9 protein-coding genes and 1 pseudogene are annotated in these 12851 nt (G+C 72.9%); 9 read left to right on the top strand and 1 reads right to left on the bottom strand.

Annotated elements, in window-relative coordinates:
- Positions 1-30: 30 nt before the first annotated feature.
- A complete protein-coding gene (locus HN013_RS29395) occupies positions 31-1833 on the bottom strand; it encodes a glycoside hydrolase family 15 protein (protein ID WP_171171592.1) in 1803 nt (600 codons plus the stop codon).
- A gap of 428 nt (positions 1834-2261) precedes the next feature.
- Between HN013_RS29395 and HN013_RS29390 the strand changes: the two genes are divergently transcribed.
- The 9 genes and pseudogenes from HN013_RS29390 to HN013_RS29350 form a co-directional block, all read left to right on the top strand.
- Positions 2262-3914: a CTP synthase gene (locus HN013_RS29390; RefSeq protein WP_212764965.1), complete on the top strand. Its 1653-nt coding sequence runs from the start codon at positions 2262-2264 to the stop codon at positions 3912-3914.
- An 83-nt stretch (positions 3915-3997) separates the two neighbouring features.
- The gene (locus tag HN013_RS29385) at positions 3998-4624 is read left to right on the top strand and encodes an NUDIX hydrolase (RefSeq protein ID WP_171171590.1); all 627 of its coding nucleotides are present in this window, start codon (positions 3998-4000) and stop codon (positions 4622-4624) included.
- Between the two features lie 128 nt (positions 4625-4752).
- Positions 4753-6915: a tetratricopeptide repeat protein gene (locus tag HN013_RS29380; RefSeq protein ID WP_398980983.1), complete on the top strand. Its 2163-nt coding sequence runs from the start codon at positions 4753-4755 to the stop codon at positions 6913-6915.
- Between the two features lie 196 nt (positions 6916-7111).
- On the top strand, positions 7112-8227 hold the full coding sequence (ald, locus tag HN013_RS29375) for an alanine dehydrogenase (RefSeq protein ID WP_171171624.1): 1116 nt from the start codon (positions 7112-7114) through the stop codon (positions 8225-8227).
- 343 nt (positions 8228-8570) lie between these two features.
- Positions 8571-9695, top strand: a complete 1125-nt coding sequence (locus tag HN013_RS29370; RefSeq protein WP_171171588.1) for a ParA family protein — start codon at positions 8571-8573, stop codon at positions 9693-9695.
- A complete protein-coding gene (locus tag HN013_RS29365; protein WP_312018749.1) occupies positions 9680-10234 on the top strand; it encodes a hypothetical protein in 555 nt (184 codons plus the stop codon). Before HN013_RS29370 ends, HN013_RS29365 begins: the two co-directional genes overlap by 16 nt.
- 764 nt (positions 10235-10998) lie before the next feature.
- On the top strand, positions 10999-11838 hold the full coding sequence (locus HN013_RS29360) for a segregation and condensation protein A (RefSeq protein WP_398980980.1): 840 nt from the start codon (positions 10999-11001) through the stop codon (positions 11836-11838).
- A complete protein-coding gene (gene scpB / locus HN013_RS29355; RefSeq protein WP_171171585.1) occupies positions 11835-12494 on the top strand; it encodes an SMC-Scp complex subunit ScpB in 660 nt (219 codons plus the stop codon). Before HN013_RS29360 ends, scpB begins: the two co-directional genes overlap by 4 nt.
- Positions 12494-12851, top strand: a pseudogene (locus HN013_RS29350) (pseudouridine synthase); the annotation flags it as partial. The gene scpB and the pseudogene HN013_RS29350, both read left to right, overlap by 1 nt.

Below are 12851 nucleotides of genomic sequence, written 5' to 3'. Positions count from 1 at the left end.
CCACAGGGAAGCCCGCCCGTCCGCCCGCCGTCAGCCGCCGAAGGCGCTCGACGCCGTGAGCCGCAACGCCGTGTCGATCAGCGGGACATGGCTGAACGCCTGCGGGAAGTTGCCCACCTGCCGCTTCAGATGCGGGTCCCACTCCTCCGCGAGGAGCCCCAGGTCGTTGCGGAGCGCCAGCAGCTTCTCGAAGAGCTGGCGGGCCTCGTCCACCCGGCCGATCATCGCGAGGTCGTCGGCGAGCCAGAACGAGCAGGCCAGGAAGGCCCCTTCGTCGCCTTCGAGACCGTCCACGCCCGCGTCCTCACCGGCCGTCGGGTAGCGCAGGACGAAGCCGTCGGGGGTGGACAGCTCCCGCTGGATCGCCTCGATGGTGCCGATGACGCGCTTGTCGTCCGGCGGCAGGAAGCCCATCTGCGGGATGAGCAGCAAGGAGGCGTCCAGCTCCTTGGAGCCGTACGACTGCGTGAATGTGTTGCGTTCCTTGTCGTAGCCCTTCTCGCACACGTCCCGGTGGATGTCGTCGCGCATTTCGCGCCACCGCTCCAGCGGGCCGTCCACGTCACCGGCCTCGATGAGCTTGATGGTGCGGTCCACCGCCACCCAGGCCATCACCTTGGAGTGGACGAAGTGCCGGCGCGGGCCGCGGACCTCCCAGATGCCCTCGTCCGGTTCGTTCCAGTGGTCCTCCAGGTAGCCGATCAGCCGCAGCTGGAGGAGCGAGGCGTAGTCGTTGCGGGCCAGGCCCGTCATATGCGCCAGGTGCAGCGCCTCGGTGACCTCGCCGTAGACGTCCAGCTGGAGCTGGCCCGCGGCGCCGTTGCCCACCCGGACGGGCTGCGAGTTCTCGTACCCCGGCAGCCACGACAGCTCGGCCTCGCTCAGCTCCCGCTCGCCCGCGATCCCGTACATGATCTGGAGGTTCTCCGGGTCACCGGCGACGGCCCGCAGCAGCCATTCGCGCCAGGCGCGGGCCTCGTCGCGGTAGCCGGTGCGCAGCAGCGACGACAGGGTGATCGCGGCGTCCCGCAGCCAGGTGAAGCGGTAGTCCCAGTTGCGGACACCGCCGATCTCCTCCGGCAGCGAGGTGGTGGGGGCGGCGACGATGCCGCCGGTGGGCGCGTAGGTCAGCGCCTTGAGCGTGATCAGCGAGCGGACGACGGCGTCCCGGTAGGGGCCGTGGTACGTACAGTGCTCGACCCACTCCCGCCAGAACTCCTCGGTGGCCTCCAGCGAACCGTCCGGGTCGGGCAGCGCCGGCGGACCGCTGTGCGAGGGCTGCCAGCTGATGGTGAACGCCACGCGCTCACCGGGGGAGACGGTGAAGTCGGAGTAGGTGGTGAGGTCCTTGCCGAAGGTCTCGGCGGTGGTGTCCAGCCACACCGAGTCGGGCCCGGCGACGGCCACCGTGCGGTCGCCGACCTTGTGCACCCAGGGCACCACCCGCCCGTAGGAGAACCGCATCCGCAGCGCGGAGCGCATCGGCACCCGGCCGCTGACGCCCTCGACGATCCGGATCAGCTGCGGCGCCCCGTCGCGCGGCGGCATGAAGTCGATGATCCGGACGGTCCCCCTGGCGGTGTCCCATTCGGACTCCAGCACCAGGGAGTCCCCCCGGTAACGGCGGCGGTCGGCCCGCGGCGGCGCCGCCCCCGAGGGGTGCGCCGGGCCGATCCGCCAGTAGCCGTGTTCCTCAGTACCCAGCAGCCCGGCGAACGCCGCATGGGAATCGAACCGCGGTAGGCACAGCCAGTCGGCCGTACCGTCCCGGCAGACCAGGGCGGCGGTCTGCATGTCGCCGATGAGTGCGTAATCCTCGATACGCCCGGCCACGTCATCTCCAGTCGAACGGCATCGTGACCCCAAGGGGGCCTCTGGCGGTCAAGCGATCTTCGACGAGCCCGTGTTCCGGAAGGGTGGGTGCACCTTCCCAGCGGTAGCTGGGTAACAGGGGTGCCGTGCCGGTCGGCTCGCTCCGTGTGTCCGTGCAGGATACGACGCCGAGTTGGGCTACGCGCGACGGTTGGCCGGGGAACCTGTGCCGAATGGGTGGCCCGGGACGCGTGGTCCGCGCACCCGTGACGCACGGTCCGCGAGCCCGTCGCGCCGCGTCACCGGCGGCGCCCGCCCCGGGGCGCTGATACCCTGGTACCCCGTGGACCGGTGGGCGCAAGACCCCTCGACCGCAGCGACGGCACCCCCGCAAAGACGCCGGGTGAGCGCCGGTACGCACCTCACCTCGCGACCACGGGAGACCCCCTTTGGCCATTGCCGCTAAGCCCACGACGACCAAGCACCTCTTCGTCACCGGGGGTGTCGCCTCCTCGCTCGGCAAGGGGCTGACCGCCTCCAGCCTGGGCGCGCTGCTCAAGGCCCGGGGTCTCCGTGTGACGATGCAGAAGCTCGACCCGTACCTGAACGTCGACCCGGGCACCATGAACCCGTTCCAGCACGGTGAGGTGTTCGTCACCAACGACGGCGCCGAGACCGACCTGGACATCGGCCACTACGAGCGCTTCCTCGACGTCGACCTCGACGGCTCGGCCAACGTCACCACCGGCCAGGTGTACTCCTCCGTGATCGCCAAGGAGCGGCGCGGCGAGTACCTGGGCGACACCGTGCAGGTCATCCCGCACATCACCAACGAGATCAAGCACCGCATCCGGCGGATGGCGACCGAGGACGTCGACGTCGTCATCACCGAGGTCGGCGGCACGGTCGGCGACATCGAGTCGCTGCCGTTCCTGGAGACCGTCCGCCAGGTACGCCACGAGGTCGGCCGCGACAACGTCTTCGTCGTGCACATCTCGCTGCTGCCCTACATCGGCCCCTCCGGCGAGCTGAAGACCAAGCCCACCCAGCACTCGGTGGCCGCCCTCCGCAACATCGGCATCCAGCCCGACGCGATCGTGCTGCGCGCCGACCGCGAGGTGCCGACCGCCATCAAGCGCAAGATCTCGCTGATGTGCGACGTCGACGAGGACGCGGTGGTCGCCGCCATCGACGCCAAGTCGATCTACGACATCCCCAAGGTGCTGCACACCGAGGGCCTGGACGCCTATGTCGTCCGCAAGCTGGACCTGCCGTTCCGCGACGTGGACTGGGCCCAGTGGGACGACCTGCTGGACCGCGTCCACAAGCCGGACCACGAGGTCACCGTCGCGCTCGTCGGCAAGTACATCGACCTCCCGGACGCCTACCTCTCGGTCACGGAAGCCATCCGAGCGGGTGGCTTCGCCAACCGTGCGCGGGTGAAGATCAAATGGGTGACGTCGGACGACTGCGTCACCCCCGCCGGTGCCAGGAAGCAGCTCTCCGACGTCGACGCGATCTGCGTCCCGGGCGGCTTCGGCGACCGCGGTGTGAACGGCAAGGTCGGCGCCATCACCTACGCCCGTGAGAACAAGGTCCCGCTGCTGGGCCTCTGCCTGGGCCTCCAGTGCGTGGTCATCGAGGCCGCGCGCAACCTGGCCGGCATCGCGGACGCCAACTCCACCGAGTTCGACCCCGCCACCGCCCACCCGGTGATCTCCACCATGGCCGAGCAGATGGACATCGTCGCCGGCGAGGGCGACATGGGCGGAACGATGCGCCTGGGCATGTACCCGGCCAAGCTCGCCGAGGGCTCCATCGTCCGCGAGGTCTACGACGACCAGCCGTACGTCGAGGAGCGCCACCGCCACCGGTACGAGGTCAACAACGCGTACCGCGCGGAGCTGGAGAAGAAGGCGGGCATCCTGTTCTCCGGCACCTCCCCGGACAACAAGCTGGTCGAGTACGTCGAGTACCCGCGCGAGGTCCACCCGTACCTCGTGGCCACCCAGGCCCACCCCGAGCTGCGCTCCCGGCCGACCCGGCCGCACCCGCTGTTCGCCGGCCTGGTGAAGGCGGCCGTTCGGCGCCGGCAGGGCTGATCTGTACGGTTGACCGGGGTGAGACCCTCCGCCCGGAGGGTCCCACCCCGGTTTTTGTGTTTCTGGAGTTCTGGAGGACGTACATGCGCATCAAGGACACCGCGGAGGAGTGGCAGGTCACCGCCACGAGCACGCCGTTCGTCGGCAACAAGACCAGTGCGCGCACGGACGTGGTGGTGATGCCGGACGGCACCAGTGTCGACCGCGACTACCAGGTGCACCCCGGTTCCGTGGCCGTCCTCGCCCTCGACGACCAGGACCGGGTCCTGGTGATCAACCAGTACCGGCACCCCGTGCGGCACCGGCTCTGGGAGATCCCGGCCGGCCTGCTGGACGTCCCCGGCGAGAACCCGCTGAACGCCGCCCGCCGCGAGCTCTACGAGGAGGCGCACGTCAAGGCCGAGGACTGGCGGGTGCTCACCGACGTCTACACCTCGCCCGGCGGCTGCGACGAGGCGCTGCGGATCTTCCTGGCCCGGGACCTGTCCGAGGTGGACGGGGAGCGGTTCGAGGTCTCCGAGGAGGAGGCCGACATGCAGTTCGCCCGGGTGCCGCTGGCCGACCTGGTGCGCGGCGTCCTCGCCGGCGAGCTGCACAACACCTGCCTGGCCGTGGGCGCGCTCGCGCTGACGGCCGCGCTCGCCGGGGACGGGATCGACGCGCTGCGCCCCGCCGACGCGCCCTGGCCGGCCCGGCCCTTCGAGGCGTAGGGGCTTCGCCCCGGGCCCGCGGCGAGCACCTGGGGCGGGACCGGGGCACACAAGCCGAAAAGGTGATCGTCACACGAGCCGGGCCACGGTTTCCGCGGCACCGCGCCCGTTTCAACTACGCTCGGCCCGTGGAGACCGACAACCTCGCGGCTGTCCACCCGGAGCGGGTGGGCCCCGGCGTGCGCCCGCGCCGGCCGGACGCGCCCGTGACCGGTGTCGCGCTCACCGGCGCGGGCCTGTTCACCGGCCGTGACCGGGAACTGAAGGAACTCCGGGCGGACATCGCCCGCACCGGACTGGACACCCTCTCCGGCCGCAGACCGCCCCGCTGCCGGGTCCTGCTCGTCGCCGGCCGCCCCGGCTCGGGCCGCACCGCGCTCGCCGAGGAACTGGCCCGCCGGCTGGAACGGGACTACCCGGACGGAGTACTGCGCGCGCGCCTCACCGACGCCGACGGCACCCCCGTCCCCACCGACCGCACGGCCCGCGCCCTCCTCGCCGACCTGGGCGCCACCGCCGCCGCCCCCGCCGGGGCCGGGGAGGACGAACTCACCGCCGCCCTCCGCGGCGCGCTGACCGGCCGCCGGGTGCTGATGCTCCTGGACGACGCGTCCGGCGCCGACTCCGTCGAGCCGCTGCTCCCCGACGAACCGGGCTGCCTGGTCGTCGCCGTCGCCCGGGGCCCGCTCACCGGCGTCCCCGACGTCCGGCCGTGCACGCTCGGCGGCCTGGACACCTCCGCCGCCGTCGACCTCCTGGAGTGGTACGCGGGCCCCACCCGGATCACCTGCGACCCGATGGCCGCGAGCTCCGTCGTCGAGGAGTGCGGCGGCCAGCCCGCCGCCCTCGTCCTGGTCGGCGGCTGGCTGGCGGCCCACCCCAAGATGTCCGTCGCCGACGCCGCCCGGCGGCTGCGCGAACTGCCCGTCCCCGAGGGCCACGACGGCACGACGGGCCGTCCCCTCGCCCGCGCCCTCTGGCTCGCCTACGAGGCGCTGCCCGCGCTGAACGCCCGGATACTGCGGCTCCTCGCGCTCGCCCCGGCCGGACCGGCCGACGCGCACACCGCCTCCGCCCTGGCCGGCTGCTCGGTCTCCGCCGCCCAGGCGGCGCTGGACGACTTCGTCGCCCGCGGCCTGCTGCGCACCGTGCCGGTCGACGGCATGCCCGGCGCGCCGGGCGCGCTGCCCCCGCAGTACCAGGTGCCGGGCTGTCTGGCCCCGCTGCTGCGGGCGCTGCTGGACACCCAGGACCGGCCCGCCGAGGTGGAGCTGGCGCGGGCGCGGATGCTGGAGCGGGTCGTCCGGCAACTGCACTCCTGCCGGGCAGCCGCCGAGCTGAACGACCCCTCCGTCCGCCGCCGGGTGGCCGAGCTGCCCCGGCCGCTGCGCTTCCCCTCGGCGCGGGTCGCCGAGGAGTGGCTGCGCTCCCGGATGCCGGCGCTGCTGGCGGCGGCCCGGCTGGCCGTCGAGGACGGCGGCCTGGACACCCTGGCCCGCCGGCTGGTCTCCGCGCTGACCCGGGCGCTCTCCGCCCATCTGCCCCCGGAGGAGGCCGGACCCGAGCAGTACGGACTGCACCGGCTGGTCCTGGACGTCGCGGACCGCCGCGAGATGGCCCTGGAGAAGTCCGCCGCCCTGCTCAACCTGGGCGACCTGGACACCCGGGCCGGGCGTACGGAGATGGCGCTCGGCCGCTACCGGGAGGCGCTCCAGGCCGCCCGCGCGTGCGGCGACCCGTACGCGACCAGCCGCTCCATGGAGTCGGTCGCCGCCGCGTACCAGGGGCTGGAGGACTGGGCGCGGGCCGCCGACTGGTTCCGGCGCGGCCTGGAGCTGCGGCTGACCCGCGGCGAGCTGGCGGACGAGGCCCGGCTGTACGGGCGGCTCGGCGCGGTCCACGCCCTGGCGGGCGAGTGGGGCGAGGCGCTGCGCAGCTGGCGGGCCGCCTCCGCCGCCTGCCGCCGGCTGCGTGACCTGCCCGGACATGCCCGGGCGCTCAGCGAGGCCGCCCGGGCGCAGGAGCACCTGGGGCGTCCGCAGGACGCGCTGCGCACCGGTCTGGAGGCGGCGGAGTGCGCCCGGCAGGCGGGCGAGGGGCGGCTGGAGGCCGCCGTCCGGCTGCGGCTGGCGGACACCCTGGAGCGGCTGGCGGACCCGGCCGGCGCCGAGCTGCAGCGGAGGACGGCGGAGCGGCTGCTCGGGGCGTCCGCCGAGGCGGCGGGGACGGCCGGGGTGCCGGAGGGCGCGGCCGCCGCTGCCGTCGAACCCGGGGGAGAGGTTCACGCTTAGCCATCTGTCGGAGGGGTACATCCAGGGCAACCTACGAATGCGGTGGCAGTTCCGGCAAAGATTGCTGCTTTGTAAGGCTAGACAGCTCGGGATCCTTCATTAGACTGGTTGCGCCGCGATCGACGCGGTCTGCTCTGGTATGCCGTGGCATTTCCGGATTAGCCTGAAATCCCCTGATTCAAGGACCGTGATCGACGTGAAGGTCGGCATCCCCCGCGAGGTCAAGAACAACGAGTTCCGCGTGGCCATCACCCCCGCCGGTGTGCACGAGCTGGTGCGCAACGGCCACCAGGTCTTCGTGGAGAAGGGGGCCGGTCAGGGCTCCTCCATCACGGACGCCGAGTACACCGGCGCCGGCGCGTCCATCCTGGACACCGCCGACGAGGTCTGGGCCACCGCCGACCTGCTCCTGAAGGTCAAGGAGCCGATCGCCGAGGAGTACCACCGCCTCCGCAAGGGTCAGACCCTCTTCACCTACCTGCACCTGGCCGCCTCCCGCGAGTGCACGGACGCCCTGCTGCAGTCCGGCACCACCGCCATCGCCTACGAGACCGTCGAGCTCGCCAACCGCGCGCTGCCGCTGCTCGCCCCGATGTCCGAGGTCGCGGGCCGGCTGGCCCCGCAGGTCGGCGCCTACCACCTGATGCGCTCGGCCGGCGGCCGCGGCGTGCTGCCGGGCGGCGTCCCGGGCACGGCGGCCGGCAAGGCCGTCGTCATCGGCGGTGGCGTCTCCGGCTGGAACGCGACGCAGATCGCCGTCGGCATGGGCTTCCACGTGACCCTGCTCGACAAGGACGTCAACAAGCTGCGCGAGGCCGACAAGGTCTTCGGCACCAAGGTGCAGACGATCGTCTCCAACGCCTACGAGCTGGAGAAGGCCGTCGTCGAGGCCGACCTCGTCATCGGCGCCGTCCTCATCCCGGGCGCCAAGGCCCCGAAGCTGGTCACCAACGAGCTCGTCGCCAAGATGAAGCCCGGAAGTGTTCTTGTCGACATTGCGATCGACCAGGGCGGCTGCTTCGAGGACTCGAAGCCGACCACCCACGCGGAGCCGACCTTCCGGGTCCACGACTCCGTCTTCTACTGCGTCGCCAACATGCCGGGCGCGGTGCCGAACACCTCCACCTACGCGCTGACCAACGCCACGCTGCCCTACATCGTGGAGCTGGCCAACCGCGGCTGGCAGGAGGCGCTGAGCCGGGACGCCGCGCTCGCCAAGGGCCTCAACGTCCATGAGGGCCAGGTCGTTTACGGTCCGGTCGCCGAGGCGCACGGCCTTCCGTACGTCGAACTGAGCGCGCTGCTCGGCTGAGGCGTCAAAACGCCCCCGAGGGGAATGCACAACCGGCAGGGTCTTGTCCTCAAGACCCTGCCGGCCCTGTTTGGTGCCGGAATCGGGTCGGTTTTTCCGCGGCGTCCTCCGTTCGGAAAACTTGCGGGTGATACCCCGAACACCCTTGACAGAAGGGTGTTCGATTGCCGACACATCGTGCCGTCTCCGGCGGATTGTGTTGCTGCGGACCGCCGACACGCCATAGAGTCGCAGACCGTCGGCATGGTGCCACGCTGACCTATCTAGATGTTTCCTGGTCACCAAGGAGGTAGGACGACTTGTGAATGAGTCGACATTTGCTCCCGGGGGTGGTCACCCAGGAATGCCTGCGCAGGGCCAGAGTCCCGTGGGACTTCACGCTGTCGGCTCCGTCGCTGTCCAGACCTTCGCAGCACAGCAGGACATCCAGAGCATGACGACAGCCCACCAGAGCATGGACGGTCTACACGTGAACGCCATGGCCGGTGACCGCGGCGGTGATCCCGCCCGTCTCGCCGACTACGAGGAAGTGCCCGACGGGCACTTCTACGATCCCGACGCGGAGTACGAGCCCGACCCCGAGTACGCGGCCACCCTGGCGCCCGACGCCGCCCGTCAGCGCCGTGAGCGCATCGGCCCCACCGGACGCCCGCTGCCGTACTTCCCGATTCCGGGCCCGCTGACCGACCACGGTCCGGCGAAGATCATCGCGATGTGCAACCAGAAGGGCGGGGTCGGCAAGACCACCTCGACCATCAACCTGGGCGCCGCGCTCGCCGAGTACGGCCGCCGGGTGCTGCTCGTCGACTTCGACCCGCAGGGCGCGCTCTCCGTCGGACTGGGCGTCAACCCGATGGAGCTGGATCTGACGGTCTACAACCTGCTCATGGAGCGGGGCATGTCGGCCGACGAGGTGCTGCTGAAGACCGCGGTGCCCAACATGGACCTGCTCCCCAGCAACATCGACCTGTCCGCCGCCGAGGTCCAGCTCGTCAGCGAGGTCGCCCGCGAGTCCACCCTCCAGCGCGCGCTCAAGCCGCTGATGTCCGACTACGACTACATCGTGATCGACTGTCAGCCGTCGCTGGGCCTGCTGACGGTGAACGCCCTGACGGCGGCTCACAAGGTGATCGTCCCGCTGGAGTGCGAGTTCTTCGCGCTGCGCGGCGTGGCCCTGCTCACCGAGACCATCGAGAAGGTCCAGGAGCGGCTCAACCCCGAGCTGGAGCTCGACGGCATCCTCGCCACCATGTACGACTCGCGCACCGTCCACAGCCGCGAGGTCCTCGCGCGCGTGGTCGAGGCGTTCGACGACCACGTGTACCACACGGTGATCGGCCGGACGGTCCGCTTCCCGGAGACCACCGTCGCCGGCGAGCCCATCACCACGTACGCCTCCAACTCCGTGGGCGCCGCCGCCTACCGCCAGCTCGCCAGGGAGGTGCTCGCCCGGTGTCACGCCGAGTGAGTCTGCCCGGCGCCGACGAGCTGTTCCGCACCACCGGAGGGGTGGGGCTCCAGTCCTCGGCCCCCCGCAGACAGGCCAAGACCGCCGAGGGCGCCGCCCCCGCGCGGGTGCCCGGCCCGGCCGCCGCCGAACCCGACACCTCCGCGGCGCCCGCCACTCCGCCGGAGGGCACCGCCCGCGGCGCCGGCGAGACCGCCGAACGGGAACAGGACGGCGAGCGCCGCCCCGCCGCCGACGGGCGCGAGCGCCCGGCCCCCCGGAGTGCGGTACGGGCCGCCGAGCCCGCCCAGCCACGCCGCCGCGGCCGCGCCGCGAACCGCCGCCCCAGTGGGCGGGAGCGCCACGACGAGAAGATCACCGTCTATGTCTCCGCCGAGGAACTGATGGACCTCGAGCACGCGCGGCTGGTGCTGCGCGGTGAGCACGGGCTCGCGGTGGACCGCGGCCGGATCGTGCGGGAGGCCGTCGCCGTCGTCCTCGCCGACCTCGAGGCGCGCGGCGACGCGAGCATCCTCGTACGCCGCCTGCGCGGTCGCTGAGCGACTTCGCCGCTAACCTGCCACGGGCGGGCCACCGGCCCGCCGGACCGGCCCCGACGGGCCGTCGGACGATCTCGCTCCCCTGGACCACTCCCGCATGCCCACCCCCGTGCCGCCGCCGCCCCCGTCCACCCGCCGCCCCCTCGGCCGGGGCCCGGGGGCACGGCCCGCTCCGCCCGGCGCGGGGGACGAGCGGCCGGCCCCCGCCGAGGCGGAGGCTCCCGCCGCCGCTGACGCGGACGCGTCGGCCGGGACCGAGGAGTACGCCCCGGCCCCGCCCCTTCCCGTTTCCCGGGGGCACAGCCCCCGGCCCCCCGAGCGGCTCCGCCGCGAGGGGGGCGTTGCCCCGGGCGTTGCCCCGGGCGTTGCCCCGGGCGTTGCCCCGGGCGTTGCCCCGGGCGTTGCCCCGGGCGTTGCCCCGGGCGTTGCCCCGGGCGTTGCCCCGGGCGTTGCCCCGGGCGTTGCCCCGGGCGTTGCCCCGGGCGTTGCCCCGGGCGTTGCCCCGGGCGTTGCCCCGGGCGTTGCCCCGGGCGTTGCCCCGGGCGTTGCCCCGGGCGTTGCCCCGGGCGTTGCCCCGGNCGGGCGTTGCCCCGGGCGTTGCCCCGGGCGTTGCCCCGGGCGTTGCCCCGGGCGTTGCCCCGGGCGTTGCCCCGGGCGTTGCCCCGGGTTCCGGCGGTGAGGGTGCCGTGCCGGGGCTCGGCGGTGAGGGTGCCGCTGCGGGGCGGGGGCCGGGGGCTGTGCCCCCGGTTTCGGGAAGGGGCGGGGTGGGGGAGGAAACCGCCCCCGAGAACGCCCGCTTCACGCTGCACCTCGCCAACTTCGAAGGCCCCTTCGACCTCCTCCTCCAGCTGATCGCCAAGCACCGGCTCGACGTCACCGAGGTGGCCCTTTCCCAGGTCACGGACGAGTTCATGGCCCACCTGAAGGCCATGGGCCCGGACTTCGACCTCGACCAGACGACCGAGTTCCTGGTCGTCGCGTCGACACTGCTCGACCTCAAGGCGGCCCGGCTGCTGCCCGCAGCGGAGGTGGAGGACGAGGCCGACCTCGCCCTCCTGGAGGCCCGGGACCTGCTCTTCGCAAGGCTCCTCCAGTACCGCGCGTACAAGCGGATCGCCGCGATCCTGGCCGAGCGGATGGCCACCGAGGGCCGCCGGCACCCCCGCACGGTCGGCCTGGAACCGCGGTACGCGGAGCTGCTGCCGGAGGTGGTCCTGGGGATCGGGAAGGAACGGTTCGCCGAGCTCGCGGTGAAGGCGATGCAGCCGAAGCCGGCCCCGCAGGTGTACGTGGACCACATCCACGCGCCGCTGGTGAGCGTCCGGGAGCAGGCGGAGGTCGTGGTGGCCCGGCTGAGGGAGGCGGGGGAGGCCACGTTCGGCGAGCTGACTGCGGACGCGGGCGACGCGCTCACGGTCGTGGCGCGCTTCCTGGCGCTGCTGGAGCTCTACCGGGAGCGGGTGGTCGGCCTCGACCAGGAGGAGGCGCTGGGGACGCTGACCGTCCGCTGGACGGGCACGGAGGACGACGGGGACGGTATGCCCCGGGTGACGGACGAGTTCGACCGGGAACCGGAAACGACAGAAGGGAAGGCCGCGGAGTGAGCGGGACGAGCGAATCCCCGGACGCGAACGGGACCGGTACCGACACCGTGGCGGAGCTCCCCCTGGGGCCCGCCCTGGAAGCGGTCCTCATGGTCGTCGACGAACCCGTCACCGAGGACCACCTCGCAAGGATCCTCCAGCGCCCCCGCCGGGAGATCGCCGAGGGCCTGGCCGCGCTGGCCGGGGAGTACAGCGCCCAGGGCCGCGGATTCGAACTGCGGGAGGTCGGCGGCGGCTGGCGCTACTTCACCCGGCCCGAGTACGCCGACGCGGTCGAGGCGTTCGTGCTCGACGGCCAGCAGGCCCGGCTGACCCAGGCCGCGTTGGAGACCCTGGCCGTCGTCGCGTACCGTCAGCCGGTCAGCCGTTCGCGGGTCTCCGCGGTGCGCGGGGTGAACTGCGACGGCGTCATGCGCACCCTCCTCCAGCGCGGTCTCGTGGAGGAGACGGGGACGGAACCCGAAACAGGTGCGATCCTGTACAGGACGACGAACTATTTCCTGGAGCGGATGGGCCTGCGCGGTCTGGACGAGCTTCCCGAGCTCGCACCGTTCCTCCCGGAGGCGGACGCGGTCGAGGGCGACTCCCAGGAGGGGGTCCCGTCGTTCGATCCGGACGCCCCGGACACCGAAGCGGACGACAAGACGGAACTTTGATGCGAAGCAGCGGCAGGAACAGCGGAAGCGGCAACCGGGACAACCGGGGCGGCGGCGGCCGGGGCGGGTCCCCCCGTCCGGCGTCCGGCGGCGGGCGTGCGGGCGGCGGTCGCTCCGGCGGCGGGCGCTCCGACGCCGGCCGCTCCGGGAGCGGGCGCTACGACGGCCCCGGCTCCGGCGGCCGACGCGACGACCGGCGTGACGACCGGCGGGAGGAGCGCCCCCGTCGTCCCCGCCCGGAGGAGCGCCGCTACGACGTCGGTCCCGACGCCGAGCGCGGCAGCGGTGCCACCTCAGGCCGGGGCGCCTCGGCCCGCGGCGGCGCCAAGGGCGGCCCGCGCCGGAGCCCGGCGGCCG

Origin of the sequence: Streptomyces sp. I05A-00742 (assembly GCF_013055795.1) — a bacterium.
Lineage (GTDB): Bacteria > Actinomycetota > Actinomycetes > Streptomycetales > Streptomycetaceae > Streptomyces.
The sequence above is the reverse complement of the archived record's forward strand: the minus strand, read 5'-3'. Positions and strand labels throughout refer to the sequence as shown.